This window comes from Herbidospora cretacea, assembly GCF_001570605.1.
Classification (GTDB): Bacteria; Actinomycetota; Actinomycetes; order Streptosporangiales; family Streptosporangiaceae; genus Herbidospora; species Herbidospora cretacea.
In genome coordinates this window covers 257,710-284,171 of sequence record NZ_BBXG01000004.1, presented here as the reverse complement: position 1 = coordinate 284,171, position 26,462 = coordinate 257,710, and the positions used below count along the sequence as shown (strand labels likewise).

The 26,462-nt window shown below is 72.7% G+C and carries 30 protein-coding genes and 2 pseudogenes; 14 read left to right on the top strand and 18 right to left on the bottom strand.

What is annotated here, in order from left to right; translation table 11 throughout:
• Nucleotides 1-48: 48 nt before the first annotated feature.
• Nucleotides 49-399, top strand: coding sequence for a peptidase inhibitor family I36 protein (locus tag AW270_RS09450; RefSeq protein ID WP_061292894.1), 351 nt, complete (start codon nt 49-51; stop codon nt 397-399).
• Here AW270_RS09450 and AW270_RS09445 read toward each other — a convergent pair.
• Nucleotides 396-1,448, bottom strand: a complete 1,053-nt coding sequence (locus AW270_RS09445) for a DUF5685 family protein (protein WP_061292893.1) — start codon at nt 1,446-1,448, stop codon at nt 396-398. The two genes, AW270_RS09450 and AW270_RS09445, sit on opposite strands and share 4 nt — an antisense overlap.
• Nucleotides 1,449-1,519: 71 nt before the next feature.
• Entirely contained in the window at nt 1,520-2,002 is a 483-nt protein-coding gene (locus AW270_RS09440; protein ID WP_061292891.1) for a hypothetical protein, read from the bottom strand.
• Nucleotides 2,003-2,050: 48 nt separating this feature from the next.
• Between AW270_RS09440 and AW270_RS09435 the strand changes: the two genes are divergently transcribed.
• Genes AW270_RS09435 through AW270_RS41100 form a run of 3 tightly spaced genes read left to right on the top strand, consistent with a single transcriptional unit; the run spans nt 2,051 to nt 4,694 of the window.
• Entirely contained in the window at nt 2,051-2,836 is a 786-nt protein-coding gene (locus AW270_RS09435) for an ABC transporter ATP-binding protein (RefSeq protein WP_061292889.1), read from the top strand.
• Nucleotides 2,833-3,843: an aliphatic sulfonate ABC transporter substrate-binding protein gene (locus tag AW270_RS09430; protein ID WP_061292887.1), complete on the top strand. Its 1,011-nt coding sequence runs from the start codon at nt 2,833-2,835 to the stop codon at nt 3,841-3,843. The genes AW270_RS09435 and AW270_RS09430 overlap by 4 nt, the downstream gene beginning before the upstream one ends.
• On the top strand, nt 3,840-4,694 hold the full coding sequence (locus tag AW270_RS41100) for an ABC transporter permease (RefSeq protein ID WP_245674642.1): 855 nt from the start codon (nt 3,840-3,842) through the stop codon (nt 4,692-4,694). The genes AW270_RS09430 and AW270_RS41100 overlap by 4 nt, the downstream gene beginning before the upstream one ends.
• Here AW270_RS41100 and AW270_RS37585 read toward each other — a convergent pair.
• A pseudogene (locus AW270_RS37585) lies at nt 4,683-5,360 on the bottom strand (TioE family transcriptional regulator); the annotation flags it as partial. The gene AW270_RS41100 and the pseudogene AW270_RS37585 sit on opposite strands and share 12 nt — an antisense overlap.
• An 81-nt stretch (nt 5,361-5,441) precedes the next feature.
• Between AW270_RS37585 and AW270_RS09420 the strand changes: the two are divergent.
• Both AW270_RS09420 and AW270_RS09415 read left to right on the top strand, forming a co-directional pair.
• On the top strand, nt 5,442-6,569 hold the full coding sequence (locus AW270_RS09420; RefSeq protein WP_061292885.1) for an erythromycin esterase family protein: 1,128 nt from the start codon (nt 5,442-5,444) through the stop codon (nt 6,567-6,569).
• A 56-nt stretch (nt 6,570-6,625) separates the two neighbouring features.
• Nucleotides 6,626-7,483: a fumarylacetoacetate hydrolase family protein gene (locus AW270_RS09415; RefSeq protein WP_245674641.1), complete on the top strand. Its 858-nt coding sequence runs from the start codon at nt 6,626-6,628 to the stop codon at nt 7,481-7,483.
• Between the two features lie 17 nt (nt 7,484-7,500).
• On the opposite strand, the gene AW270_RS09410 is transcribed toward AW270_RS09415, so the two are convergent.
• Together AW270_RS09410 and AW270_RS09405 are read right to left on the bottom strand one after the other, a co-directional pair.
• The gene (locus tag AW270_RS09410; protein WP_061292880.1) at nt 7,501-7,800 is read right to left on the bottom strand and encodes an STAS domain-containing protein; all 300 of its coding nucleotides are present in this window, start codon (nt 7,798-7,800) and stop codon (nt 7,501-7,503) included.
• A 119-nt stretch (nt 7,801-7,919) separates the two neighbouring features.
• Nucleotides 7,920-8,354 carry a DUF5994 family protein gene (locus AW270_RS09405; RefSeq protein ID WP_157521784.1) on the bottom strand — a complete coding sequence of 145 codons (435 nt, stop codon included), beginning with the start codon at nt 8,352-8,354 and terminating at the stop codon, nt 7,920-7,922.
• Nucleotides 8,355-8,505: 151 nt separating this feature from the next.
• On the opposite strand from AW270_RS09405, the gene AW270_RS09400 reads away from it, so the two are divergent.
• The 6 genes from AW270_RS09400 (at nt 8,506) to AW270_RS09375 (ending at nt 13,652) form a co-directional block, all read left to right on the top strand.
• Nucleotides 8,506-9,396, top strand: a complete 891-nt coding sequence (locus tag AW270_RS09400; protein WP_061292876.1) for a tyrosine-type recombinase/integrase — start codon at nt 8,506-8,508, stop codon at nt 9,394-9,396.
• A gap of 65 nt (nt 9,397-9,461) precedes the next feature.
• The gene (locus AW270_RS09395) at nt 9,462-10,385 is read left to right on the top strand and encodes a methyltransferase (protein WP_061293511.1); all 924 of its coding nucleotides are present in this window, start codon (nt 9,462-9,464) and stop codon (nt 10,383-10,385) included.
• Between the two features lie 69 nt (nt 10,386-10,454).
• Complete coding sequence (locus AW270_RS09390) at nt 10,455-11,297, top strand: ABC transporter ATP-binding protein (RefSeq protein ID WP_061292874.1); 843 nt, start codon at nt 10,455-10,457, stop codon at nt 11,295-11,297.
• The gene (locus tag AW270_RS09385) at nt 11,297-12,004 is read left to right on the top strand and encodes an ABC transporter permease (protein ID WP_061292872.1); all 708 of its coding nucleotides are present in this window, start codon (nt 11,297-11,299) and stop codon (nt 12,002-12,004) included. Before AW270_RS09390 ends, AW270_RS09385 begins: the two co-directional genes overlap by 1 nt.
• Entirely contained in the window at nt 11,995-13,062 is a 1,068-nt protein-coding gene (locus AW270_RS09380; RefSeq protein WP_061292871.1) for a sensor histidine kinase, read from the top strand. The genes AW270_RS09385 and AW270_RS09380 overlap by 10 nt, the downstream gene beginning before the upstream one ends.
• Nucleotides 13,059-13,652, top strand: a complete 594-nt coding sequence (locus AW270_RS09375) for a response regulator transcription factor (RefSeq protein WP_061292869.1) — start codon at nt 13,059-13,061, stop codon at nt 13,650-13,652. The genes AW270_RS09380 and AW270_RS09375 overlap by 4 nt, the downstream gene beginning before the upstream one ends.
• Before the next feature lie 92 nt (nt 13,653-13,744).
• Here the strand turns inward: AW270_RS09375 and AW270_RS09370 are convergent, their stop codons facing one another.
• A complete protein-coding gene (locus AW270_RS09370) occupies nt 13,745-14,575 on the bottom strand; it encodes an SDR family NAD(P)-dependent oxidoreductase (protein ID WP_061292868.1) in 831 nt (276 codons plus the stop codon).
• Between the two features lie 33 nt (nt 14,576-14,608).
• Between AW270_RS09370 and AW270_RS09365 the strand changes: the two genes are divergently transcribed.
• Nucleotides 14,609-15,073, top strand: a complete 465-nt coding sequence (locus AW270_RS09365) for a MarR family winged helix-turn-helix transcriptional regulator (RefSeq protein WP_218009138.1) — start codon at nt 14,609-14,611, stop codon at nt 15,071-15,073.
• Here AW270_RS09365 and AW270_RS09360 read toward each other — a convergent pair.
• Nucleotides 15,027-15,596 carry a TetR/AcrR family transcriptional regulator gene (locus AW270_RS09360; RefSeq protein WP_245674640.1) on the bottom strand — a complete coding sequence of 190 codons (570 nt, stop codon included), beginning with the start codon at nt 15,594-15,596 and terminating at the stop codon, nt 15,027-15,029. The genes AW270_RS09365 and AW270_RS09360 overlap by 47 nt on opposite strands.
• Nucleotides 15,597-15,689: 93 nt before the next feature.
• On the opposite strand from AW270_RS09360, the gene AW270_RS09355 reads away from it, so the two are divergent.
• Entirely contained in the window at nt 15,690-16,703 is a 1,014-nt protein-coding gene (locus AW270_RS09355; RefSeq protein WP_061293509.1) for an aldo/keto reductase, read from the top strand.
• A 110-nt stretch (nt 16,704-16,813) separates the two neighbouring features.
• Here AW270_RS09355 and AW270_RS09350 read toward each other — a convergent pair whose 3' ends face one another.
• From AW270_RS09350 to AW270_RS09305, 11 genes and pseudogenes are all read right to left on the bottom strand, one after another.
• Nucleotides 16,814-19,123 carry an alpha/beta hydrolase gene (locus tag AW270_RS09350; RefSeq protein WP_061292861.1) on the bottom strand — a complete coding sequence of 770 codons (2,310 nt, stop codon included), beginning with the start codon at nt 19,121-19,123 and terminating at the stop codon, nt 16,814-16,816.
• 174 nt (nt 19,124-19,297) lie between these two features.
• Complete coding sequence (locus AW270_RS09345; protein ID WP_061292859.1) at nt 19,298-20,062, bottom strand: hypothetical protein; 765 nt, start codon at nt 20,060-20,062, stop codon at nt 19,298-19,300.
• Between the two features lie 46 nt (nt 20,063-20,108).
• Complete coding sequence (locus AW270_RS09340) at nt 20,109-20,954, bottom strand: hypothetical protein (RefSeq protein WP_061292857.1); 846 nt, start codon at nt 20,952-20,954, stop codon at nt 20,109-20,111.
• A complete protein-coding gene (locus tag AW270_RS09335) occupies nt 20,951-21,271 on the bottom strand; it encodes a PadR family transcriptional regulator (protein WP_061292855.1) in 321 nt (106 codons plus the stop codon). The genes AW270_RS09340 and AW270_RS09335 overlap by 4 nt, the downstream gene beginning before the upstream one ends.
• A 572-nt stretch (nt 21,272-21,843) precedes the next feature.
• The gene (locus AW270_RS09330) at nt 21,844-22,536 is read right to left on the bottom strand and encodes a carbon-nitrogen hydrolase family protein (protein ID WP_061292853.1); all 693 of its coding nucleotides are present in this window, start codon (nt 22,534-22,536) and stop codon (nt 21,844-21,846) included.
• A gap of 139 nt (nt 22,537-22,675) precedes the next feature.
• Nucleotides 22,676-23,254, bottom strand: coding sequence for a TetR/AcrR family transcriptional regulator (locus tag AW270_RS09325; protein WP_061292849.1), 579 nt, complete (start codon nt 23,252-23,254; stop codon nt 22,676-22,678).
• A gap of 13 nt (nt 23,255-23,267) precedes the next feature.
• Nucleotides 23,268-23,678 (bottom strand): nuclear transport factor 2 family protein, encoded by a 411-nt coding sequence (locus AW270_RS09320; protein WP_061292847.1) that lies wholly within the window; start codon nt 23,676-23,678, stop codon nt 23,268-23,270.
• A 72-nt stretch (nt 23,679-23,750) separates the two neighbouring features.
• Nucleotides 23,751-23,906, bottom strand: coding sequence for a hypothetical protein (locus AW270_RS40500; RefSeq protein ID WP_218009137.1), 156 nt, complete (start codon nt 23,904-23,906; stop codon nt 23,751-23,753).
• A 61-nt stretch (nt 23,907-23,967) separates the two neighbouring features.
• Nucleotides 23,968-24,609, bottom strand: a pseudogene (locus AW270_RS42100) (LysR family transcriptional regulator); the annotation flags it as partial.
• Nucleotides 24,590-25,585 carry a glycoside hydrolase family 113 protein gene (locus tag AW270_RS09310; RefSeq protein WP_061292844.1) on the bottom strand — a complete coding sequence of 332 codons (996 nt, stop codon included), beginning with the start codon at nt 25,583-25,585 and terminating at the stop codon, nt 24,590-24,592. The pseudogene AW270_RS42100 and the gene AW270_RS09310, both read right to left, overlap by 20 nt.
• A 57-nt stretch (nt 25,586-25,642) precedes the next feature.
• Entirely contained in the window at nt 25,643-26,437 is a 795-nt protein-coding gene (locus AW270_RS09305; protein WP_061292841.1) for an alpha/beta hydrolase, read from the bottom strand.
• Nucleotides 26,438-26,462: the final 25 nt, after the last annotated feature.

The window sequence follows — 26,462 nt, the reverse complement described above, 5'->3', positions numbered from 1 at the left end:
CGGGTTCTCATGGACGCCATTCGTGACATCCGTTTTGGGAGGACGGCAATGATTCGTATCGCCACGCTCGCCGGTGTGATCGCCGGTGGGATCACCCTGGCCACGCTCACCGTCGCGGCCCCCGCCGCGCAGGCGAAGGACGGCGACATCTGCATGTGGAGCGGGCGCGACTTCAAGGGCGCGTCGTGGTGCTGGAACCCGGGCAACGGCTACGTCGACGTGCCCCCGGCGCTGCACGACAACGTGGGCTCCTTCCGGGCGGGCTCCGACGGGTGCTTCATCAACTGGATCCACGTGCCCGACCGCAAGGAGACCCGCGCGGTGCGTGACGGCGACTTCCGCCATGTCTACGACGACGACTTCGGCCGCAAGATCGACGCCGTCGCGCCCACCTGCTAGCAGTCGCACTTACAGCAGTCGCAGCAGTCACAGCACCCGTCGCACCCGCTGCAGTCGCAGTTGCAGACGAAGCGGTCCCAGCAGGACTTGTACCGCTCCTCGTCCCACGGGGGGCGGTACAGCCCGCAGGTGCAGCAGACGGCGGTCGTGCACAGCAGCGAGACGAGCCCGCCGGGGTCGGGCTTCACCCGGGGATCCTTGTTCGAGGCCTCGTGGAAGGTCCGCTCGACCGACCGTCCCGTCTCCCTGACCAGCAGCGCCCTCACCAGCCCGCGCCGCTCCAGGTCGAGGTCGGCGACCGCCAGCCGCAGCCCCTCGACGGCGTCGTCGCAGTGCCCGCGCGCGGTGGCCAGGTCGGTGCCCGAGGCGACGAGCGGGTTGTAGGCGCCCTGCGCGCGGTCGTCGTCGAGGTCCTCGACGGCGTCGAGCAGATGCGCCAGCCGCCCGAAGTACCGCCCGGCCTCCTCCAGCGCCGCCCGGTTGCCCGGCTTCCCGGCCAGCACCGCCGTGTGCCCGAAGGCCGCCGCGACGGCGTCCTCGGTCGGCGCGGTCAGCCGCAGCAGCGCGGTGCCCGGCCGCCGCTCCAGAAGGGCCTGTTCCCGTACGGCGGCCAGCAGCGGCCCCGGATCGAAGGCGAGCGCCGAGGCGGTGCCCGTCCCCGCCGCCGACCACCGGTCGGCCAGCCGCCCCGCGCCCGCCGCGACCAGCCTGCGCCGGAAGGGCCCGTCGCCGTCCTCGACGTGGTCCCTGAGCTTCCCGGCGGCGAGGATCAGCGACACCGAGGCGGCCAGCCGCACGCCTTCGGCCTCGCTGATGTCGGCCCCCTTGAAACCGCGCAGCGCGCAGGCCTTCGCCCGCCTGCGCCTGGTCACCGGCGTCTGCGCCTCGGTGAGCACCGAGACCAGCAGGCCGTCGTAGTTGGTGACGAGGCGGGCGGCGTGCCCGTGCTCGTCACGAAGGGCCACGCAGAGGCCGCACAGGTGGGCCATCCACTCCGCGAACAACCCTCCGCACAGGTTGTGGCGGCAGGGGCGAACAATCCCGAACACGATGATCCTTCCCGAAAAATTCGGGATCAGCCTGCCAGGCCCGACTTGCACCCCGCTTGGATTCGGCCGGGTCAGGCCTCCGGGACGGCGCCGAGGATGACGGCGGCGGCCTGGGCGGGGAGGTCCTCGCCGGTGCTCAGGTCGCGCAGGATCGCGTAGGCGCTCTCGTCGCCGGGGAGCAGGGCAAGCGCGATCCGGTAGCGGACGCCCCGGTCCGCCTCCATCGGCAGGCGCGCCCGCAGCGCCCCGGCGGACGCGCCCAGAGTGGCGGCGGCGCGGACGCGGAGATCCGCGTCGTGGAGGGCGCGGTCGAACTCCCCGGCATGGGTCCCGGGAGCGGCGAGGGAGGCGAGGGCTTCGAGGGCCACCATCCGGACCGGTGTCCGGGCCGACTCGTCGGGGTCGTTAAGGTCGTCCCGATCGTCGAACTCGCCGGGGTCCGCAATCAGCGCCGCGACGGCCTCGGCGTCGGTCGCGTCGCCGTGCCGGGCCAGGCGGCGCAGGGCCTGAGCTCGGCGGGCGGGATCTGGCGCGGTCAGGTCGTGTTCCACCATTCGGTTACCCCGTTATGTCTATCGGTTTGGTAGGATATAGTCCGCTTCGTGACGATCACTACCGCACCCGCAGGTGTCTCGCTGCGCGGCGTCGGCCGGGCCTTCGGCGACCATGTCGTGCTGCGCGACATCGATCTGGACATCGCTCCCGGCGAGGTGGTCGCGCTGCTCGGCGCGTCCGGCTGTGGTAAGTCCACGCTGCTGAGGATGGTCGGCGGGCTCGACACGGCCACGTCGGGAACGGTCCGCGTCGACGGCCACGACGTCACCGGGATCGACCCCCGCTGCGCGGTCGTCTTCCAGGAGCCCCGCCTGCTCCCCTGGCGGACCCTCGCGGGCAACGTCGCCCTCGGGCTCCCCCGTGACCTGCCCAGGAACCAGCGCGACAGCGAGAGCCGCCAGTGGCTCGGCGAGGTCGAGCTCCAGGGCTTCGCCGACCACCGCCCCCGGCAGGTGTCGGGCGGCATGGCGCAGCGGACCGCGCTGGCCCGCGCGCTGGCCCGCAAGCCCGGCGTCCTGCTGCTGGACGAACCCTTCGCCGCGCTCGACGCCCTGACGCGGCTGCGCATGCAGGACCTCGTCGAGGACGTCCAGCGGCGGTCGGGCACCACCGTCATCCTCGTCACCCACGACGTCGACGAGGCGTTGAAGCTGGCCGACCGGGTCGTGCTGCTGGGCGGCGCTCCCACCGGAGTGAGCGTCGTCCTGGACGTGCCGGGAGACCGGCCCCGCGACCATCATCAGCCGGAACTGGCCGCGCTGAGGTCCGAACTGCTGGCAGGCCTCGGCGTGCCGCGACGTACCCCCCTGGAAAGAGAGACCCACGCACGATGAGCAGACTCCGGATCACCCTGACCCTCGCCCTGGCGGCCACCCTGGCGACCGCCTGCGTCAGCGGCGAGGACGCGACCGGGCAGCCCGCGGCCGAAGGCGGCGGGGCGCAGACCGAACTGCGGCTCGACTACGCCTACTACAACCCCTCCAGCCTGGTCATCAGGGACCAGAAGTGGCTGGAGACCGAGCTGGCCGCCAAGAACGTCAAGGTCACCTGGACGCTGTCGGCCGGCAGCAACAAGGCCAACGAGAACCTGCGCGGCAACGTCATCGACCTGGGCTCCACGGCCGGCGCCGCCGCGTTCCAGGCCCGGTCGAACGGCACGCCCATCAAGGCCGTCGGCATCTTCAGCCAGCCCGAGTGGGCCGCCGTCGTGGTGGCGAAGGACTCGGGGATCACCGACGTCGCGGGGCTCAAGGGCAAGAAGGTCGCGGCCACCAAGGGCACCGACCCCTACTTCTTCCTCCTCCAGTCGCTGCACGAGGCCGGCCTCGCCGCCACCGACGTCGAGGTGGTCAACCTCCAGCACGCCGACGGCAAGACCGCCCTGGAGCGCGGCGACGTCGACGCGTGGGCCGGGCTCGACCCGCTGATGGCGCAGAGCCAGATCGACGCGGGCTCCAAGCTCATCTACCGCAACCCGGGCTTCAACTCCTACGGCTTCCTCAACGCCAGGGAGGCGTTCATCACCGAGCACCCCGATCTCGTCCAGGCGACGGTGAACGCCTACGAGAAGGCCCGTGACTGGATCCAGAAGAACCCCGACGCCGCCGTCGAGCTGCTGTCGAAGGAGTCGAAGGTCTCCCCCGACGTCGCCAAGCTGGTGCTGACCGAGCGCACCAACCTGACCGTCAGCCCGGTTCCCGGCGCCGACCAGCGCGCGGTGCTGGAGCGCATCCTCCCGACGCTCGTCGAGGAGAAGCAGGTCAAGACCGAGCAGGACGCCAGGACCGCGCTCGACACCCTGCTGGAGCCGAAGTTCGCCGAAGCGGCGGCCAAGCCGTGACCTCACCCGGCACGACCGGCACGACCGGCTCGTCCGAGCACACGGACGAGCCGGGGCCCGCGGCGGGCGGGGCGAGGAGGGCGCGCGCCCCACGGCCGCGGTGGCGGTGGTCGTCGGTGGCCGCCGCGCTGGCGCTGCCCGTCGTGCTGCTGGCCGTCTGGCAGGCCGCGGCCTCGTCGGGGGCCTACTCGACCGCGCAGCTCCCGCCGCCGCTCTCCGTCCTTTCGGCGCTGGGCGAACTCGCGGGCGACGGGTCGCTGTGGACGCACATCGGCATCAGCGTGCAACGGGTGATCATCGGCTTCGCGGCCGGGGCCGGGCTCGGGTTCCTGCTGGGCGCGGTCGTCGGGCTCTCGGCCCGCGTCCGGGCGTTCGTCGCGCCGAGCGTCGCGGCGCTGCGGGCGGTGCCGTCGCTGGCCTGGGTGCCGCTGCTGGTGCTGTGGCTCGGCATCGGCGAAGGGCCGAAGATCACGCTGGTGGCGATCGGGAGCTTCTTCCCCGTCTACACCACGATCTCGGCCGCCCTCGCGCACGCCGACGCCCATCTCGTGGAGGTCGGCCGCGCCTACGGCCTGCGGGGCGGCGAGCTGCTGGGCCGCATCATGCTGCCCAGCGTCGCCCCGGCGATCTTCTCAGGTCTGCGGCTCGGGCTCGCCCAGGGCTGGCTGTTCCTGGTCGCGGCCGAGCTGATCGCCTCGTCGATGGGCCTGGGCTTCCTGCTCACCGACAGCCAGAACACCGGCAGGACCGACATCCTGCTCATGGCGATCCTGCTGCTCGCGGCCCTGGGCAAGCTCTGCGACGTGGTGCTGGGACTGGTCGAGAAGCGGGTTCTGCGCTTCCACAAGTGACAGGTAGTCGCCGAGCCGCGCCGCCGCGCGCAGCGTGGCCAGCCCCTGGCGGGTGAGGCGGCGGCGCCAGTCGTCCAGGGCGTGGACGAGTGAGGCGGTGCCGCCCGCCGTGCGGATCTGCCGCGTCACCGTCGCGATGTGCGCGAGCGGGTAGCCGCCGCGCCGGAGCAGGTGGGCGAGCTCGGCGTCGCGGACGTCGTCGGCGCGGAAGACGCGGTAGCCCGTCGCCGGGTCGCGGGCCGGGTCGAGGATCCCGGCCTGCTCCCATTTCCGCAGCGTCGCGGGGGTCAGCCCGAGCCTGCGGGCGAGCGCGCCGATGGTCCGCACCGCCGGGTCGGCCCGGCCCTCGGTCAGGTGGTGAACGGCCCCGCGGACGACGTCGAGCGTCTCCCGGTCGCGCAGGAGCTGGGCGTGCCCGCGATCGACGATGGCCAGGGCGTCGTCGAGCCGGTCGCCATGCACGGCGTTCATGATGTCGGCGGCGGTCGCGTGCCCGTAGGCGGGGACGAGCGCCAGGAAGGCGCGCAGCGCCGCCGCGTGGGCCTCGGTGTAGATCCGGTAGCCGCTGGGGGTCCGCCGCGCGGGCGGCAGGCACCCGGCCTGCTCGTAGTTGCGCACCGCCTGGGTCGAGAGGCCGTGTTCGCGGGCGAGGTCGGCCGGTCGCATGGTTGGAGACTCTAGCGGCACCGACCAGGCAGAAGGTGCGGAAAAGTCTCAACCGGACGTTCAACGATACGATTGCGGGACATGAGTCAGGACATCCGCGACGTCGTCCCTCCGTCATGTGAACTGCTGGGCCTCGGCGAGCCGGCCCACACCGAGCCCGCCTTCGGGTGGCTCCGCAACGACTTCCTCGCCCGGCTGGCGGGCGAGGGCTTCCGCTCGATCGCGCTGGAGACAGGCCGCACCGCCGCCCTCCTCGTGAACGATCACGTCCAGGGCGGCGGCCAAGACCTGGACACGGTCATGCGCGACGGTTTCACCCACGGCTGGGGCGAGAAGGACCACTTCCGCGCGCTCGTCACCTGGATGCGCGAGCACAACGAGAAGCGGCCGGAGGCCGAGCGCCTCACCTTCCACGGCTTCGACGCCGCCACCGAGAACTACAGCGCGCCCAGCCCGCGCCGCCACCTCGAACACGCCCGCGACCACCTGGGCCTCGACGTCGACCTCGCGGCCCTGCTCGGCGACGACGAGCGCTGGCACCGCACCGAGGCGGTCATGGACCCCGCCGAGTCGCCCGGCGACTCCCCCGGCGCCCGGCAGGCGCGGGTCGTCGCCGACGACATGCTCGTGCGCCTCTACGCCCAGGCCCCCGACAGCCCCCGGGCCGACTGGATCCGGGCCAGGACCCACCTCACCACCGGCATCGGCCTGCTCCGCTACCACGCCGAGGCCGCGGTCCCCCGCGCCGATCCCCGCGAGCGGATGGTCCGGCTGCTCGGCGTCCGGGACGCCCTGATGGCCGAGAACCTCTTCGACATCCGGGACGCCGAGGCCCGCAGGGGCCGCACCCTCGTGTTCGCCCACAACGCCCACCTGCAGAAGAACCCGAGCACCTGGCGGATGGGCGACAAGGCGGTGACCTGGCACGGCGCGGGTTCCATCGTCGCCGCGCTGTGGGGCGACCGCTACGCCTTCATCGCCGGCGGCCTCGGCCGCAGCCGGGCCGTCGGCCTGGCGGACCCCGCGCCGGGCACCTACGAGGCCCGGGCCGGGTTCTCCACGTGGGGCCTCACCACCGAGATGCCCGAGGGCGTGACCCGGACCGACACCACCCCGCCGCAGGGCTACTTCCCGCTCACCTCCGCGACCCTGACCGGCGCCGACGCCCTTCTCCACGTCGCCGACGCGAGCAGCGTGGCTCCCGCCTGAGGGGCTTTGGGAGGATGGCCCGGAGGAACCACCCAAAGGAGCATTTAGTGCACATCGTGCGGTTTATCGGTCCGGTCACCGGCGAGGCCACGATCGGGCTCGACGACGGCGTCCACATCACGGAGATCGGCGGCTCGATCGGCGAACTGCTCCGGCTGACGGTGGCGGAGCTGCGCGACCGGTGCGCCGCCGCCGACGGCCCGCGCCACGACCGGTCCTCGGCACGCCTGCTCCCGCCGGTCGACGACCGCATGGAGGTGTGGGCGGCCGGGGTGACCTACGAGCGGTCGAAGACGGCCCGCATGGTGGAGAGCGAGAAGGCGGCCGACGTCTACGACCTGGTCTACGACGCCGACCGGCCCGAACTGTTCTTCAAGTCGGCGGCCTGGCGGGTGACCGGCCACGGCCAGCACGTGTCGGTGCGGGGCGACTCGGAGATCGACGTGCCGGAACCGGAGCTGGGCCTCGTGGTCAACCGGCACGGCGAGATCGCCGGATACACCGTGGTCAACGACATGAGCTCGCGGACGATCGAGGGCGAGAACCCGCTCTACCTCCCCCAGGCCAAGATCTACCTGGGCGGCTGCGCCACCGGGCCGGCGATCCGGCCGGTGTGGGAGGTGCTCGACCCGTACACGCTGGGGATCGAACTGACGATCACCCGCGACGGCGGGCGGGTCTGGAACGGGCAGGCGAACACCGGCCAGCTGCACCGCAGGCTCGACGACCTGGTCGGTTACCTCTTCCGCGAGGACGTCTTCCCCGACGGCGTGGTCCTGGCGACCGGGACCTGCCTGGTGCCGGAGCTGCCCTTCACCCTGAGGGCGGGCGACGAGATCGCCATCTCGATCGGCGAGGTGGGCACGCTCACCAGCACGGTCGTCGCGGGGAAGGCCGCGATGCCGGGCTTCTGACCGGGCCAGAACGCAGTTCAGGCCAGCACGGTGAAGCGGCCCTCAAGGCCGGTGATGAACAGCAGCCGGGCCATCCGCGGCGTGACGCCGGTCAGCGTGAGGGCGACCCCGATCGCGCGCGCCCGGCGCTGGGCGTGGAGCAGCACGCCCAGCCCGCCCGCGCCGCAGAAGGTCACCGCCGACATGTCCAGCACCAGGGAGCCGGTGCTGCCGTCGAGGGCGCCGAGGATCTGCCGGCGCAGAGCGGCGGTGGTGAAGATGTCGATGTCCCCGGACAGATGCAGAACGGTCGGCACCCCGGTTTCCAGGACGGTCATGACGTAACTCCCTTGCGGACGATTGGATGGCGGATGATTGCCTGCCGGCCGGAGATCGGCCCGCCGCCAGGACGGGCGGTGAAAGGGCCGCTCAATCCGGCCGGCAGGCGGCACAGGGGTTAGACCAGTAATTCGGCGGCGAGGCCGGACAGGTCTGTGGCGTTGGCCCTGGTCTCGGTGCCCGGCGGGACGACCAGCAGGGTCACCTGCTCGAAGCCGTCGAGCGTCAGGGTGACCATGCGCGGATCGGAGTGGCGGAACCAGCCGACGCGGATCTGCCGCCCGCGCGCCGGGATGCGGTGGGGGATGTCGTCCCAGGCGTCGGCGTGGAGGCTGACCCGCATCGTCGCGCGGCCCATCCACTGGTCGACCGCGGCGATGAGGCCGGGCAGTTCGGCCCCGGCGTCCCGGGAATAGGGCCACCAGACCCCGTCGGCCACGGCCCGCCGATCGAGCGCCGGGTCAAGGCTGAACCGGACGGCCTGGTCGATCTGCGGCATCGCGGACGCGACGGAGGGGAGTGGACTTCGCTGGGTGGTGATGGACGGCGTCATGTTCGCCTGGCCCGTCCAGCCCCGCGAGGGGGCCGGTCATGGTTCGCCGGGGGCGACGCCGACCTGAATGCCAACGCTCGAAAAGACCTCGGTGTCTCCACATTACCTCACTACTTCCGGAAATCCGTGTTTCCGGAAGTAGTATGTGGGTGTGACTTCCGGAAAGACCCGGTCTCGGGCCGTCCCGCTGTCGGCCGCGCACGACGCCGTGCTGGCCGGGTACGCGGCCGCGCTCCAAACCGCCCCCCTGGCCGGCTCCACCCGGGAGAAGTACCTCTCCCGCCTGCGCGGATATCTGTCGTGGCTGGCCGAAGAGACCTTCGACGGCGACCCGCTGACGGACGCATCCACGGCGACCGGAGCGGTCAGGGCCTTCCGGCGCCACCTCAAGAGCGCCCACCGGGCGCCCACGACGATCGACACCTACCTGTCGGCCCTCGACGACTTCTACGAGCGCCGCGGTGTCGGCAAACCCCAGGCCCGCCGCGAACGCGACATCCGCCGCCCCGTCCCCCGCTCGCTCGACGCCCGGCGCGTGCGCCACTACCTCGCCCGGGTGCGCGCCACCGCTACCCCGCGCGACCGGGCCATCGCCCTGCTGCCCTACCTGGCCGGGCTGCGGATCTCCGAGGTCGTCGGCCTCGACCTGACCGACGTGGGGCCCGACGGGCTGAGCGTGCGCGGCGGGCGGACCCGGCTGGTGCCCGTCCACCCCGACCTGCGTCAGGTGCTGACCGCCTGGCTGGAGGCCCGCCCGAGCTGGAAGGGCGCCGCCGGCGACCCCGCGCTGTTCCTCAACCACCGGGGCTTCCGCCTGAGCGACCGCGCGGCACGCGACATCATCACCGGCTTCGCCGACCCCGACGACCCCTTCAGCCCGCTGGTGCTGCGCCACACCTTCGCCACCCAGCTCCTCCGCGACGGCAGGGACCCGGTCGTGGTCGCCGAGTTGCTCGGGCTCGAATCCCTCGACAGCACCCGCCGCTACGGGCCGCCGGTCAAATCGGGCAAGGAAGCGGCTCTGGACGCCCTGATCACCTGAGCGGAGACCGCAATGGCACAGCCGTGGGGCGGGCGGCTCTGGCAGGCCGCGACCTCTTCACCCCGATGTCCCTCCGTGTCGCGGCCACGCTGCGGCTCGCCGACCTGATCGCCGCCGGGGTGACGACCGGCCCGGAACTGGCGGCCCGGCTGGGGGTCGCCGAAGATCCTCTTGTACGCGTCCTCGACCACCTCGTCACCGCCGGGTTCCTCCGCCACGAGCGCGGCTCCTACGCGCTGACCGGCGACGGCGAGTGGCTGCGTGACGACCACCCCGAGGGGGTCAGGGCCCAGCTCGACCTGACCGGGGCCATCGGCCGGGCCGACCTGTGCGCGGTCGAGCTGCTCCACACCGTCCGCACCGGCGAGGCGGCCTTCCCGCAGCGCTACGGGCAGGGCTTCTGGGCCGATCTCGCCGCCCACCCGGAGATCGCCGCGTCGTTCGACGCCTCCATGGGCGCGCAGGAGGTCGGCGAGCTCGCCGCGGCCTACGACTGGGCGGCGCTCGGCGAGGTCGTCGACGTGGGCGGCGGCGACGCGACCCTGCTGATCGGCCTGCTCCGCGCCCATCCGAAGCTGCGCGGCGCGGTGGTCGACCTCCCCGGCCCGGCCGCCACCGCCACCGAGGCGCTGGACAAGGCCGGCCTCGCCGATCGCGGGCGCGCCGTGGCCGGGACGTTCTTCGACCCGCTGCCCGCCGGGGCGGGCGGCTACGTCCTGTCCCGGGTGATCCACGACTGGAGCGACGCCGACGCGGCCCGCATCCTCGCCAACTGCGCCCGGGCGGCCGGGCCCGGCGGCCGGGTGATCGTCGTCGAGGAGGCGGTCGGCGGCGTCAGCACGGAGATGAACCTGCGCATGCTGGCCTACTGCCTCGGCCGCGAGCGCACCGTCGACCAGCTCGTCGACCTGGCCCGTGGCGTCGGGCTGGCCCCCGGCGTGATCGTCTCCACCGAGCGCCGGCAGATCGTCGAGTTCCGGCCCGTATGACATTCGTCATCCGGCGCGGGCTGATCGGCGGCACTACAGCCGGGGGCCACGCCGGGCGAGGCTGGCGGCATGCTGGAACTCACCGATCTGACCAAGAAGTACGGCGAGGTCACCGCGCTCGACGGGGTGAGCCTGCGCGTCCGGGAGGGCGAGAAGGTCGCCCTGCTCGGGCCCAACGGGGCGGGCAAGACGACGCTGCTGTCGATCGCGCTCGGCCTGCTCGCCGCCGACTCCGGCACCGCCCGGCTGCTGGGCCGCCCGCCCCGCGAGACGCTGGCCGCCGGGCTGGCGGGCGTGCTGCTCCAGGACGCCGGGCTGCCCGAGGAGGTGAAGGTGGCCGACCTGGTCGCGGCCGTCGCCGGGATGTATCCCACGCCGTCGGCGCCCGACCTCGGCGACCTGGCCGGACGCCGCGTGACGACCCTGTCGGGCGGCCAGCGGCAGCAGGTCCGGTTCGCGCTCGCGCTCGCGGGCGACCCGGCGCTGCTGATCCTCGACGAGCCGACCGTCGGGCTCGACGTCGACGCCCGGCGGGCCCTGTGGCGGCGGATCCAGGGCCGGACCGTCGTGTTCGCCACCCACTATCTGGCCGAGGCCGACGACCACGCCGACCGGGTGGTCCTGCTGTCCGGCGGCCGGATCGTCGCCGACGGCCCGGTCGAGGAGATCAAGGCTCTGGTGGGCGGCACGGAGGTGCGCCTCACCCTCGACGCGATGGACGCCCCCACGCTGCGGTCGCTCCCCGGCGTGCGGGACGTGGTGGTCGAGGGCGCGTCGGCGACCCTGCGCACGGGCGACTCCGACGCGACCCTCCGCGCGCTGTTCGCCGCGTTCGACGGCGTCCGGAACGTGCGCACGTCCGGGGCCGGCCTGGAGAGCGCCTTCGTCAGCCTGACCGGTGAGGAGCGGTGATGCGGTCATTCCTGGGGTTCGAGGTCCGGCGCTCGCTGTCGAGCCCGGTCAACCTGGTCTTCCTGGCCGGGTTCCCGGTGCTGCTCTACCTGCTGTGGACGAAGGTGCTCGACCTGGCGTCCGGGCCGGTCTCGATGGTGTCGATGGCCACCTACGGCGCGATGGGCGGGGCGCTGTTCATCGGGGGCGCGATCGCGATGGAGCGGGCGAGCGGGTGGCTGCGGCAGCTCGCGGTGACGCCGCTGCCCGCCCACGGCTACATCGTCGCCAAGCTGGTCGCCGGGATGCTGGCCGTGCTGCCGAGCGTGGTGATCGTGCTGGCGGCCGGGGCGCTGCTGGGCGGGGTGCGGCTGCCGGCCGGCACGTGGCTGGTGCTGCCCCTGCTCATCTGGATCGGGGTGGCGCCGTTCGCGGCGCTGGGGGTGGCGTTCGGCTACTCGTTCCGGGGCCAGTCGGCCAATATCGTGACGATGGTGGTGTTCTTCCTGCTGGCCGTCCTCGGGGGGCTCTGGTTGCCGGTGTCGCGGATGCCCGAGGGGCTGCGGGTGGTGGCGGAGCACAGCCCGGCCTACCAGGCGGGGTCGCTGGGGTGGCGGGCGCTCGACGGGCTGCCGCCGACCGGGACCTCGGTGCTGGTGCTGGTCGCGTGGACGGCGCTGTTCGTCGTGCTCGGGGTGTGGCGCTACCGGAGGACCGCGTGGAGGTGAGCCGCGGGAGGCTGCTCCTGGCCCGCGCGGCCTCGCTGGTCTGGCTGGGCGTGCTGGGGTGGCCGCTGTGGCAGGTGTTCCGGGCCGGGCCGCCGGCCTGGGAGATCGCCGCGATCGTGGTGCTCACCGGCGTGTTCGCCCTGTCCTGGGGGCGGATCATGTGGGGGGTCTTCAGCGTGCAGGGGCCGGACCTCCGCGCCGCCGGGGTGCTGCTGGTCGCGGTGCTGGCGCTCTATCCGCTGCTGGGGGCGCCGTGGGCGTACACCTCGTGGATCCTGGTGGTCTCGGCGCTGGGGGCGCTGCCCTTCTTCCTGGCCGGGGTGGCCGTGACGGTGGCGGTGAACGTCGCGGCGCTGGCCGCCTTCGGCGAGGGGTTCGTGTGGTGGGTGCCCCTGGCGACGGCGCTGGAGGCGGGGGCGGTCCGCGCGCTGACCCACATGCGGGAGCTGATCGTCCAGCTCGGCGAGGCGACGGCGGAGAGCGAGCGGCTGGCGGTGGAGAACGAACGGCTGCGCTTCGCCCGCGACCTGCACGACATCCTCGGCCACACGCTGACCTCGATCACCATCCGCAGCCAGCTCGCCGCCCGGCTGGCCGCGACCGACCCCGGCCGGGCCGCCGAGGAGATGGGCGGGGTCGAGCGCGCCGCCCGCCAGGCCCTCGACGACGTGCGCGACGCCGTGGCCGGATACCGGGCGGTGTCGCTGCCCGAGGAGCTGCGCAACGCCGAGGCCGCGCTGGACCTCGCCGGGATCGCGCTCACCGTCTCGGGCGCGCGGCCGGTCCCCTCCGGCTCCGAGTCGCTGCTCGCCTGGGCCGTACGGGAGGCGGTGACCAACGTGCTGCGGCACAGCGGGGCCACCCGGTGCTGGATCACCGTCGGCGCCGGATCGCTGGAGGTGCGCGACGACGGCCGGGCCGGCGCGGAGGTCACCGCGGGGGCGGGGCCCGGGACCGGGCTGCTCGGGCTGGCCGAACGGGTCGAGGCGTCCGGCGGCGTCCTGGAGGCGGGCGCCCTGCCGGAGGGCGGCTACCGGTTGCGGGTGGAGGTGCCGTGATCCGCGTGCTGATCGCCGACGACCAGGACCTGGTCAGGGGCGGCCTGGCGGCGCTGCTCGGGCTGGAGCCCGACATCGAGGTGGTGGCCGAGGTGGCCAGGGGCGACGAGGTCCTCGCGTCGGTGGCCGCGCACCGGCCCGACGTGGTGCTGCTCGACATCGAGATGCCGGGGCTGTCCGGGCTGGAGGTGGCCGAGCGGCTCGCCGGGACGCGGGTGGTCATCGTGACGACGTTCGGGCGGCCCGGTTACCTGCGCCGCGCGCTCGACGCGGGGGTGGCCGGGTTCGTGGTGAAGGACGCGCCCGCCGCCGAACTGGCCGCCGCCGTCCGGCGGGTGGTGGCGGGCGAGCGCGTCGTCGATCCGAAGCTCGCCGTGACGGCCCTGGCGGTGGGGGCCAGCCCGCTGACCGTGCGGGAGGGCGACGTCCTGCGCGCCGCCGACGGCGGGGCGAGCGTGGCCGACATCGCCCGCGCCCTCTTCCTCACCGAGGGGACGGTGCGCAACTACCTGTCGTCGGCGATCGGGAAGACGGGCGCCCGCAACCGGGCCGAGGCCGTCAGCGTGGCCCGATCGCACGGCTGGCTCTGAGACCTGCGCCTATACCGGGCGTATACCGGCCTGCCGGACGCTCGGACCGGGTTCCGTCCCGGCGTTCCCACCGCTCGGGGCGGGACCGTCCCTCAGCCGTCGAGGAGTCGTTCGGTCTCGCGCCACAGCCGGGCCTGGAGCTCGGGGTCGCCGGCCGGCGGGGCGGGCCGGATCAGGCGCGCTCCGGGGACGGAGTAGTAGCCGCCCGTGTGCCCGTCGAACCCGGGATCCACGGCGAGGCGGACGATGAGGTCCGCGCCCCGGGTGGGGTCGCCGATCGACAGCCGGGTGAGGAGTCTCTCCAGGGTCGCCGCGAAGGGCAGTTCCCGGCCCAGGCCGGTGGTGTTGAAGCCGGGGTTCAGGCAGGTGGCGGTGACGCCGGTGCCGGTCAGGCGGCGGGCGAGTTCGAGGGTGAACATGATGCCGAGCAGCTTGGACCTGCCGTAGTGGGCCGACGATCCGCGCGCGGTGAACGGAACGGTCTCGGTCAGGTCCTCCGGCAGCCGGAGCCCGCCGTGACGGCGGGCGGCCTCGGAGGCGACGTTGACGATCCGGGCGGCCGGGGCCCGGCGCAGCGCGGGGAGGAGGTCGCGGGTGAGCGTCCAGGGGGCGAGGTAGTTCACGGCGACCATCTCGGGATGGCCGTCGGGGGTGGTCCGGGGGGTGAAGGCGTGCAGACCGGCGTTGTTGACCAGCACGTCGACGTGGTCGTGGCGGGCGGTGATCTCCCGGGCGACGCGGCGCACGTCGGCCAGGCGGGTGAAGTCGGCGAGAAAGACCTCAGCCCCCGTGTCGGCGCGGAGCCGGTCGGCCTTGGCGGGATCGCGGGCGACGGCCAGGACGCGGGCGCCCCGCCGGGCCAGTTCGAGCGTGGCCAGGCGGCCGAGGCCGCTGGTGGCGCCGGTGATGACGATAGTTTGCATATACCCATCACTTTAGAGCGATATGGTTTGCATGTGCAAACCAGACGGGAGCTCGAACTCGCGCTGGGCGAGCAGATCAACGCCCTGCTGAGCGCCGGCCGCGCACTGAGCGAGCGCAGCGCAGCCCACTTCCACGCGGGCCTGCAGCCGGCCGCGTTCCACATCGCGCGCTGGCTCTACGCGTTCGGTCCCGCCCGTCCCAGCGCGATCGCCGAGGCCGTCGGCATGGACCGCAGCTCCACCAGCACCCTGATCGGCAGGATGCGGTCACTCGGGCTGCTCGACAGCTCGCCCGCGTCAGACGACCGGCGCAGCGTCATCGTCGGGCTCACCGAGGAGGGGCGTCAGCGGGTCGCGGCCACGCTGGAGGAGCGCGGCAGGGAGTTCCAGGCGCGCACCGAGAACTGGCCGGACGAGGATCTGGCCCGGCTCGCCGACCTGCTCGGCCGGCTCACGAAGGGTGAGCGCGGTAGCGCAGGCCGTCGACCAGGAGGGTGACCATGCGGCGGCTGTAGGCGGCGCCGTGCTGGGAGAGGGTGGCGACGGCGTAGAGGAGGTCCTCGGGGGTCACGTCGGCCTGGATGTCGCCGCTCGCCGCCGCCGCGTCGAGCAGGCCGCCGAGGGTCGGGCCCAGGCGGCCCATGAAGTAGCCGGGCAGCGACTCGAACGCCGGGTCGCCCGAGTGGAGGGCGCTCGCGAGGCCGCGCTTGGTCGCCAGGAACTCGGTGTAGCGCAGCAGCCACTTGGCCAGGGCCTCCCCCGGCGGGTTCGCCGCGCTCAGCGCGGGGGCGGCGTCGGCGGTGGCGTCGACCTCCCGCCGGAAGACGGCCTTGACCAGGTCGGAGCGCTGCGGGAAGTGCCGGTAGAGGGTGCCGACGCCGACACCCGCCAGGTCGGCGATCTCCTTGGCGGGGGCGTCGACCCCGGACGTGCCGAAGACGGTCTTGGCGGCCTCCAGCAGGGCGTCGACGTTGCGCTGCGCGTCGGCGCGCAGCCGGCGCGGCGCCTCGGTCTCCGTCACGGCACTCCTTCGGGTTTGCATAAGCGGAAAGCCTTTCCATATAGTTCCGGAAAGACGTTCCGCTTAATCTACCCTCTGCCAGGAGTGATCCGCATGCGATACCGCCCGCTGGGCCGGACCGGCATCAAGGTCAGCCCCTACGCGCTCGGCGCGATGATGTTCGGCGCGGCCGTCGGCAACCCCGACCACGACGACTCGATCCGCATCATCCACCGGGCGCTCGACGCGGGGATCAACCTCGTCGACACCGCCGACGCCTACTCGCGTGGCGAGTCGGAGGAGGTCGTGGGCAAGGCGCTCAGGGGACGCCGGGAGGACGTCGTCCTGGCGACCAAGCTGAGCCTGCCGATGGGCGACGACCCCAACCGCCGGGGGAACTCGCGGCGCTGGATCATGACCGCGGTGGAGAACTCGCTGCGCCGCCTCCAGACCGACCACATCGACCTCTACCAGATCCACCGGCCCGACCCCGACACCGACGTCGAGGAGACCCTGTCCGCGCTGTCCGACCTGGTGCGCAGCGGGAAGGTGCGGGCGATCGGGTCGTCGGCGATGCCCGCCTCCGACATCGTCGAGGCCCAGTGGACCGCCGAACGGCGCGGGCTGGTGCGGTTCCGGACCGAGCAGCCGACCTACTCGATCCTCAACCGGGGCATCGAGAGCGAGGTCCTGCCGGTGGCCCAGCGTCATGGGATGGGCACGCTGGTGTGGAGCCCGCTCGCCAAGGGGATGCTGACCGGCCGGATCCGCAAGGGCCGGGAGACCGACCTGCGGCGGGCCGGCCGGTTCCGTTCGTTCGCCGACGAGCGGCGGCTGGACGCCGTCGAGCGGCTGGTCCCGCTGGCCGAGGAGGCGGGGCTGCCGCTGACCCATCTGGCGATGGCGTTCGCGACCGCCCACCCGGGCGTGAGCAGCGCGATCCTGGGGCCGCGCACGATGGAGCACCTCGACGACCTGCTCGCGGGCGTCGACGTCGTGCTCTCCGCCGACCTCCTCGACCGGATCGACGAGATCGTCCCGCCGGGCACGGACGTCGGCGCGCCGGACGAGTCGGCCTACCTGCCTCCGGCGCTCGTGGACCCCGCCCTGCGGAGGAGGGCCGCTTGAGGAGCCGGGCGGGATCAGCTGGTCGGGTGGCCGGCCAGGCGGAGCCGTAACGGAAAATGCTCGAAAAAGGGCCGGTCCGCCATCGCGGACCGGCCCCCTTCTCACGGAGATCAGTCGTCGTCGGTGACGACCAGGCGGGCGAAGCCGTCGCCGATGGTCGCGCCGGCCGAGACGCCGGCCACGACCTGGTACGACTGCGCGGCCGCCGCCTTGACCGTGTTACCGGTCACCGGGACCGTGAAGGTCCCGCCGGTGGAGCCCGCCGGAATCGTGACGGACGCCGCCAGCGACGCCACCACCGGGTTGGTGCCCGCCGTGAGGGCCTGCACCGACACGGTCACCGGCTGGGCGGAGACCCTCGACAGGGTCAGCGGGATCGTGGCCGTGCCCGGCCCGTTGCCCTCCACCACGGTCACGTCGCCCACCGACACCTGCGGCAGCGTGGCGATGGTCTCCTCGCCGACGCGGTAGCGGGTGAACGACAGGTCGGCCAGGTAGACGCCGCCGGTCGCGGACGCGCCGGTCAGCGACACCTCCTTGATGTCCTTCTTGTCGATGCCGCTGAGCCCGGACAGCGGCAGGCGGACCGCCCGCAGCCAGGTCTTCGGCAGCGGCGAGGCCAGTCCGGGCAGCGCCTCCAGCGCGGGGCTCAGCGAGGAGACCGGCACGGTGACGCTGCGGTCGCGGCCGTCGACCAGGGTGAGCGAGAGGTCGAGCGGCTGCGCGGCCGGGATGTTCTCGTCGCGGGCCACCCGGAAGGTCAGGTATTCGGCCTTCGAGATGTTCCGCTCGGCGAGCGGGACGGTGAGCCTGCCGGTGGTGTCGGTCCAGGCGAACCGCATCAGCGAGGTCGCCGTGGCGTTGGGCAGGTACGTCGCCGGGGTCCACGACGGGGCCTGCGAGGTGGTCAGCTTGGTCGCGCACGACGGCAGCCCGCTCTGCGGCGAGCGGTCGAGCATGCTGGCGCAGACGACGCCGGTCGCCGAGCCGCTGACCGTGGCCGTCGTCGACCCGGAGAAGGTGTCGACGTCGATCCGGCTGGAGGCCGGGGCCTGGGCGACGGAGTGGACGACGGCGCGTCCGGCCGAGGCGACCGACTTGCCGCTGCCGTCGAACAGCGGCATCAGCGCGGTCTCCTGGCCCTGGACCAGCCGGAAGAACCCGGCCATGAGGGCGGTGCCCACGTTGTACTGCTCGCTCGCCGACAGGCGCGAGGGCGCGCGGTTGCCGCAGACGGGGTCGTTGTTGTTCGACCAGTCGTCGGAGGCGGGGGCGGTGGCCACGCCGGGCGTCCACTCGGTGTTGAAGAAGTTGTGGTCGGTGCCCATGACCATCTGGACCGACCGGAAGGCGGTGTCGCCGGGGACGGCGTAGAGGGAGTCGTCGTAGAAGTGCTGTCCCTGCTGGTTGGAGACGTCGCCGTCGCAGTACGGCAGGATCGTCAGCGTCGGGATGCCGGGCAGCGACGCCCGTGCGAAGTCGGTCGGCGCGAGCGGCAGCACGGCGCGCACGCCGTAGGGCTTGGCCCGGCCGGCGTTCATCAACACGGCCTTGGCCACGCCCTCGCCGCCGCGCGAGTGGCCCATCATGCCGATGTTGTCCATGTCGACCCGGCCCTGGAACAGGGCGACGAGCTGGGGGTCGCCCTTGCCCTTCTCGGCCTCGTTGATGAGGTCGAGGTGGCGCATGACGACCTCGCCGCGCGCCAGCGCGCCCCGGTCCTCGGAGAAGTTGGCGTCGAAGGCGTTGACCGCGTTGGCCGAGACCGAGACGACGATGTAGCCGTGGCTGGCCAGCGCGTCGGCCGGGCCCTTGTAGCCGGTGTAGCTGTCGATCGGGATCTGCGGCGCCGGGCAGGGCCAGGCGTTGTTGCTGGTCCGCCGGGTCGCCGCGTCGTAGCAGGCCGAGTGGCGGCCGTGCAGGAACAGCACCAGCGGGCGGCGGCCGGTCGCGTTGACGGGGGCGTAGACGCGGGCCTTCAGCTCGCCGAGCCGGCCGCCGAGACCTTCCAGGGCGATGGCCTGTGCGCCCAGGTCGTAGTCGGTTTCGGTGACCGCGAACGGTCCGGGCACCCCGGGGTCGGTGGGGATCGTCGTCGGCTGCGGGTCGGCGGGCGGGGTGTAGATCGCCCGCGACCGCGCCTGCGCCGACGACTCGACGACGCCGTTCCAGGCGACCTCGACGGTCTGCGCGTCCGCCGCCCGGGGGTCGCCGGTGAGCAGCGTCAGGGTGCGGCCGTCGGCGCTCTCGGTGGCGAACCCGAGCGACTGCCCGTCGACCGCCAGCTCAGGCACGGCGTCCCGGACGGGCAGTGGCTCGTCGAGCGTCAGTGTCACCTTGTATCCCCCGTCGACCTCGTCGACCGACCAGGAGTCGGTCGCGGTCGCGGGATGGGGCAGGGAGAACAGCCCCGTAACCACCGCAAGGATCGCGGCAGCCCTAGAAAGCCTCATGGCATTCCTCTCGTGCACTTATGTCACGCAAGCCACACAAAGCTCACGAAACAGCACGAGTTAAACTTTCAACTATTGTCTCAGCATTAACTCCCGTTGCAGCGGAGTAAACGATCACCTACAAACCGGGATCCGGGACCGTTACAACTCCTTCGTCGTCACCAGCTTGGAGTCGGGCGCCTTGACGGAGACCTTGCGGCCCCAGCCCTGGTAGCGGGTCTCGACGGTGACCGGCGTGTCCTCCCAGCTGCCGGCGGGCGGGAACGTCGTGCGCAGCCGCAGCGGCAGCCCGTTGGCCCCGATCGTCAGCTTGTAGGTGACCTTGGAGCTGTCGAACCGGATGGGCATGGTGGCGTCGAACCAGGGCGAGACCCTGCCCAGGTAGCCCATCGTGAGCGTGCCGGAGTAGGTGCCGCCCGACCGCTTGCCCTCCTTGATGAGAGCCGCGAGCGTGCTCGGCTCGGCGGCGTTCACGACCTGGCCGAACCACCCGTTCGTCCCGCCGGTCATGCCGCCCTTGGCCTGCTTGAACCAGCGCTTGCCCTTCGGCAGCGCGCCGGTGTACTCACCGCCCGAGCTGTAGGTGACCCCGCCGATCCGGATCGTCCGCCCGTCGCGGGCGAGGTCACGCAGACGGCTCACGCCGTCCTTCGTGTACGTCGCCGTGATGTCGGAGGCGGCGATCTTCCCCCGCCCGAACCCGAGCTTCCCGGTGCGCCGCATGAGGGTGACGGTGGGCCTGCCCTCGATCGGGAGGTGGGTGACATCGGTGAACGTGACGCCCTTGCCGGGCAGCATGAGCGCCTTGAGCGCCTTCACCGGGTCCTTCGGGGCGGCGGCGGCCTGCGCGGGGGCCGCCGCGAGCAGCAGCGCGGCGACGGTGAGAACGGAGATCGTTGATCGCATCGGACGATGCTGCCACGAAGAAGATCGATTTGTGGCGATCTCCGGATCAGGTTCTCGCCCGGCTCCGCCTGGCCGCCTCCACGGCCGCCCCGGCCAGGAGGGTGAGGACTCCCCAGTAGACCAAGGTCGTCCAGCCACCGTGCGCCCGGCTCTCGACCGCGTAGACCAGGCCCGGGAGCAGGTAGACGGCCGCGGCCAGCGCCCACCGCGCGTCGCCCGCCGCCCTGCCCGCGAACAGGACGACGACCAGGGCGCCCGCCTCGGCGCCCGCCTTGAGCAGTCCCAGGCCCCCGGCCCCGGCGAGGACCGCGCCCCAGTAGGCCACCGGCAGCAGCAGCCACCACCATGACCGCCTCGGTCGTTCACGTTTCCAGGCGAGCACCAGCGGACCCGCCACGAGCAGCCACATCGCCAGAATGGGGCCGAGATCGCCGTGGACCGGAGCCCACGGAGGGATCGGCCAGTGGTTGATCCCCAGGGCCGTCAGGGTCAACGGCCCGCTCGCGTTCAGGGCCAGCGGCAGCGCCAGCAGGGCGGCCTGCCACATCCATCCGAGAGTGAGCGCCACCAGGATGCCGACGACCGCCGCCGCGTACCACGGGCGGAGATAGTCGATCCGGAACGGCGCGTTGATCGCGAACTGGTTGGCCGCGACCAGCAGGAGGCCGAGCTGGAGGCCGTCCGCCCACCACCGCACGCCCGGCGGCCTGGCCGCCCGGACCCTGGCTCCCAGCCCACCCGTGACCAGCGAGATCGCCTCGCGCAGCGGCGGGCGGCGCAGGCCGGGCGGGGCCGCCTCCAGGAGGGTGCCGACGAGTTCGTCTCCGTGCCGCTCCCGGTAGGGCCGGGGATAGGCGGCCAGTAAGCGGCGGTAGCGCTGTTCGAGGGTCATGCGCCCGCCAGTCCGATCCGATCGATGGCCACGGCGGCGGCACGCTGGAGCCGGGCCGCCTCGGCGCGGACAGCCGCCAGTCCCTCTTCCGTGATCCGGAAGTAGCGGCGGGGCCGCCCGTTGACGACCTCCTCCCGGTCGACACGCACCCATCCGGTCTCGGCGAGCCGGTCGAGAGCGCCGTAGAGCGTGCCGACGGCCAGCCGCACCTCACCGCCGGACTGCTCCTGCGCCTGCTTGATGATCCCGTAACCGTGGAGCGGTTCCTGGAGGAGCGCGACCAGGATGAAGTAGGTCGCCTCGGTCATCTTGCCCATACCGGGGACTATATATCGGCAGCCGAAGTATTGCTCAGACCGCTCGTGGACGAACTCACCGCCCCAGCCCGGAACGACCAGGCCGCCTCCGGGCCGCACCCCAGATTCCTGCGACCAGCCGCATCTCCCCTGCGACCCCACCCCCGAGTTCCTTGACCAGCCGCATCTCCCTCCAGGGCTGCACCCCGGAGTCCCGTGACCAGCCGCATCTCCCCTCCGGCCGCACCCCGGAGTTCCTCGGCCAGCCGCATCTCCCTCTAGGGCTGCACCCCGGAGTCCCTCGACCAGCCGCATCTCCCTCCGGGACTGCACCCCCTCAGAGTCCCGTGACCAGCCGCGTCTTCCAGCCGGGGCTGCATGCTGGTTCTCGTCACCTACTGCGCCTCCCAGCAGGAGTTGGACGCCCAGGTCATGTCCCTGCGGGCCCACCCAAGGGTCTGTCACCTGCCGCGTCTCCAGGCGCGGCTGCACGCCGAGATCGTGTCAGCAACCGCGTCCTTTAGCCGGGATCGCACTTCAAGGTCCTGTCACCAGCCGCGCCGCCCGGCCGGGGGCTGCACCGCTGGGTCCTGTCACGCGATGAAAACCACCCGGGCCACCTCGTCAGGGGCGGGGCCCGCCTCGGCGAGCAGGTCGCCGGTGGCGGACCAGATACCCGATCGGCCGGAGGTGCGGTCGAAGCCGCCGCCCGTCGGGCCGGCGAAGGCCGCGGTGGCGACCCACACGCCGTGGTCGGTTGCGACCCGGCGGGCGCGCTCGCCGTGCAGGCCGGCCTCCCGCTCGGCGTGGACGACCCCCGCCACATAGCCGTCGATGCCCAGGGCGGCCGTGGCCGCCGCGTGCTCCGGGATGCCGGTGTCGCGGCAGACAGCGAGCCCGAGCCGCCATCCGTCGACCTCGATGACGGCGTGTTCGCCGGGCACGAAGCGGGCGGCCTCGGTCTCGTGCAGGCAGACCTTTCCGTAGACCACCCGCGCGCCGTCGCCGTCGACGGCCAGGACCCCGATGTGCGGGCCCGGCACGGGCGCGCCGACCAGGGCGATCGTCCCGGTCGCGGCGCACGCGGCGACGATCGGGGCCAGCCGCTCGTCGCCCGGGGATACGGGGACGGCGTCGAGCTCGTAGCCCGTCAGGGACATCTCGGGGAACACCACCACCCGCGCGTCCGCCGCCGTCACGGCCTCCGCGTGAGCTACCGCGTTGGCCGCCACGTCGTGAGCCACACACCTCGGCTGGGCCACCGCGACGCTCAGCGCCCGCTCCATCACGCCTCCCTCTCAGTCCGGTTGCCGCACTCCAGCATCCGCCCTATCACGCGGACCTCCCGGCCAGATCGACGCGATCCAGCGCCCCCACCATCACGCCACCGCTCCGCCAGGTCGACGCACTCCAATGTCCGCCGCGTCACGCTCGTCTGTCGGACAGGTCGACGCATTTGAGGGCCCGTCGGATGACGTCGGCGAAGGGCTCGCCGGCCGCTGGGGCCAGCCAGTGCCGGCCGGCCACCCGGATCGCCGCGACCACCGCCGCGGCCGTCGCCTCGGGGTGGAGGCCGGTCTTTCCGGTGCGTTCCGCGATCGCCTCGGCCAGCGGGCCCTCGGCCACCGTGAAGGCGCGCAGGGCCTCGGCCTCCAGTTCGGGGGTCAGCATGATCATGCGCAGGCCGGCGCGGTCGGGTTCGGGGTCGGTGAACAGGGCGACCATCGCCTCGGTCACCGCCACGTCGAGGGGCTCGTCGGCGGGGCGTGCCCTCAGCGCGTCGCCCGCGCGTCTGGCCTGGTCGGCGTGGTGGCCGCAGATGGCCTCCTCGCGGCTGGAGAAGTAGTTGTTGTACGTGCGGGCCGACACCCCCGCCGCCGAGGCGATGTCGTGGACCCGGACGAGCGCCAGCCCGCCGGGCCCGAACTCGATCGCGAGCCGCAGGGCGGCGGTGGTGATGGCCTCCCGGGTGGCCTGCTTGTTGCGGGCCCGCAGGTCGTTCATGAAGGGAGCATATTCAGCTCACGTAGCGGCCGACACAGTCGGTGAAGGCGCCGTCGGCGACCGCGCAGTCATAGGTGAAACGCTCCTCGCCGCCGGAGCCGGTCGTGAAGTCGTAGCGGGCGACCACCCGGTCGCCGCCCGCGCCGGGGGTGACGTCGAGCAGCGTGTACCGGCCGCCCGCCTCGATCACCTCCGGGACCAGGAAGCGGTCCATGATCTCGGCGCGGCCCGAGTAGACACGGCCGACGCTGTCGAACCGGGCCGACTCCGCGAACATCGCGCCCACCCCCTGCGCGTCGCCCGCGTTGATCGTCTTGACGAAGCGATCGACCAGGGCACGTTGATCGGATGGGATGCTCGGGGCGGGTGCCGGTTCTCCGGTCGAGCATCCGGCCAGCAGGGCCGCCGCGACTACGCCGGTCATCAGTCTCCTCATGAACGTGAGTCTGCGGACGCGGCCGGGAAGTCGTCCAAGACCTGCTGCCATAACCGATGGCTATGGCAGCGCGGCCAGGAACGCGTGGACCGCCGGACGCCGGTCGGCGGCTCGCCAGGCGATCGCTAGTTCGGCCGGGGGCAGGCCGGTGACCGGGCGGCAGACCACCCCCGGTCGCCGGTAGAGCTCGGCGTTGCCCTCGGCCAGCAGGGCCACGCCCAGCCCCCCCGGCGACCGCCTCGAAGACCTCGTCGGCCGAGGTCACCTCCCCGCCGACGATCGCGCGGGGCCGGACGCCGAGCCCCAGCCAGAAGTCGCGGAGCCGTCCGGAGGAGGCGGGCAGCGCGAGGAACGGCTCGTCGTCGAGGTCGGCGAGGTCGATCTCGTCGTGGCCGGCCAGCCGATGGCCCTCGGGCATGGCGGCGAACGTCCGTTCGGTGGCCAGCACGCGGACCTCCAGCCCGTCGGGCACGGGGAGCCAGAGGTAGGCCAGGTCGCTCGACCCGCCGGCGAGGCCGCCGCTGGGGTCGTCCCACGTCACCAGCCGCAGCGAGACGGCCCAGCCCGGCATGCGGTCGGCGAACCGCCGCAGGGTGCCGCGGTGGAGGTCACGGCCGACCGAGGTGTGCATGCCGACCACCAGCGTCCCGGCCGGGACCGCCTCGCGGGCGGTCTCCACCCCTTCGGCCCACTGGGCCAGCAGGTTCCGGGCGACGGGCAGCAGGGCGAGGCCCTGCGGGGTGAGGGAGACCCCGGCGGGTTCCCGGGTGAAGAGGGGGAAGCCGAGGTGGCGTTCGAGCGCGCGGATCTGCTTCGACAGCGCGGGCTGGGAGACGAAGAGCCGTTCGGCCGCGCGGGTGAAGTGGAGGTCGTCGGCGACGGCGACGAAGTAGCGGAGGTCACGCAGGTGTGCGTCCATAGATCTCGGCGAGGGCGGTGAAGGCGGCCTTGGGCTCCCACCGTAGACGGTCGCCGAGCACCTTCACCACGCCCGGACTCGCGACGTCGAACTCCTCCGGCAGGTCCCACCGGGCGAAGGTGTACCAGAACGCGCCGTCGACCCCCTCCTCGTCGAGGATGGTCAGCACCTCGCGCAGGTAGCGGGCTTGCTCCTCCTCGTCGCGGACGACCTCCTGGGAGAGCCCGACCGCCCGCCCGTCGTCGCCCCACTTCACGATCGCGTCGCCGCGCTCCCCCGCGTCGGCCGCGCCCCGGTAGGTCACGCAGCCGAACTCGTTGACCGAGACGGGCTTGCCCAGCGCCCTGCCCTGCTCGACCAGGGCCCTGACCGTCTCGCGGTAGGTCGCGGCGGTGGCGGCCGACCGGTAGCCCGCGTCGGTGGCGACGATGTCGAACAGCGTCCAGTCGACCTGTTCGAACGGCAGCGACGAGTAGGTCACCCGGCCGCCGAACCGCTCGCGCACCAGCGCCACCGCCTCGGCCAGGAACGCCCGCATCTTCGCCGGCACCTCGGCCATCCCGGCGGGCAGCAGGGACAACCGCTCGCGGAAGGTCTCCCCCGGCAGGAATCCGTCGGTCATCATGCTCACCTCCGACCCGGTGACCATGACCACCTCGGCGCCCGACAGCCGCAGCGTCTCGGCGTGGCCGGCCAGGTCGGCGATGACGCCGAGCAGTTCCTCGGCGGTGATGTCACAGGTGAACGGCGACAGCCACACCTCCAGCCCGGCGCGTGCGGCGGCCGAGGCGGCGATCTTGAGCCGCTCCGGGTAGTGCCCGCTGATCCGGACGGCGGTGCAGTGGAGCTCGTCGCGGATGACCCGCATCTCCGCCGCCACGACCTCGGGGTCGAACGGTTCGTGGGTGGTGTGCCCGGCGGCCCGGCCGTAGGAGTCGGCGAAGCCGGTGTCGTAGTTGACGCCTCTGGTGTCCACGCCGCCGAACCTACCAAAGATTGCGTGTCACGCACTAGATGCGTGACACGCAATTCCTCAGGCGTGGTCGAGGGCCCATTCGAGGGCGGTGTCGGCGATCTCCTCCCAGCCGCGCTCGGCGGGCATCAGGTGGGCGCGGCCCTCGTACTCGATGATCTCGGTGATCGTCTTGGCCGACTTGTAGTGCCTGGCGTTCGAGCGCTGCACCTTCGGCGGCATCAGGTTGTCGAGCTCGCCCGAGATGAACAGCAGCGGCGCGCGGTCGTCGTTGTGGTAATTCACCCAGTTGTCGTCCTTGCCCGGGTGGATGTTGGCCAGCGCCGAGCCCCAGAAGATGTGGCCGCTGGCGGGGATGTGGTAGCGCTCGTAGGTCGCGCGGGCCTCGTCCTCCGGGAAGGTGTTGGTGAAGGCGTAACGCCACTGGTCGAAGGTGAAGCCGACCGCGCGGTGCCGGTTGGCCGGGTTCTTCAGCACCGGGAACGTCGCGCGCAGCTGCGAGATCGGGATGACCTGCACGCCCTCGGTCGGCGCCGAGTTGATGGCCACGCCGCAGGCGCCGTAGCCGTGGTCGAGCAGGATCTGGGTGAAAACCCCGCCGGCCGAGTGGCCCATGAGGATGGGCGGGGTGTCCAGGCCGCCGACCAGGGTCTCCAGCGACTCGATGATCTGGGGGACGGTCACGTTCTCGATCGGGGCCGGGTCGGCGTTCAGCGCCTCCACCTCGACCTCGAAGCCGGGGTAGGCGGGCGTCAGCACCCGGAAGCCGCGCGCCTCGTAGCGCGCCTTCCAGTGCTCCCAGCTCCGCGGCGTGACCCAGAACCCGTGGATGAGGACGATCGTGTCGGGCTTCATCAGCGTGAACCTCCGTGGGGATGTC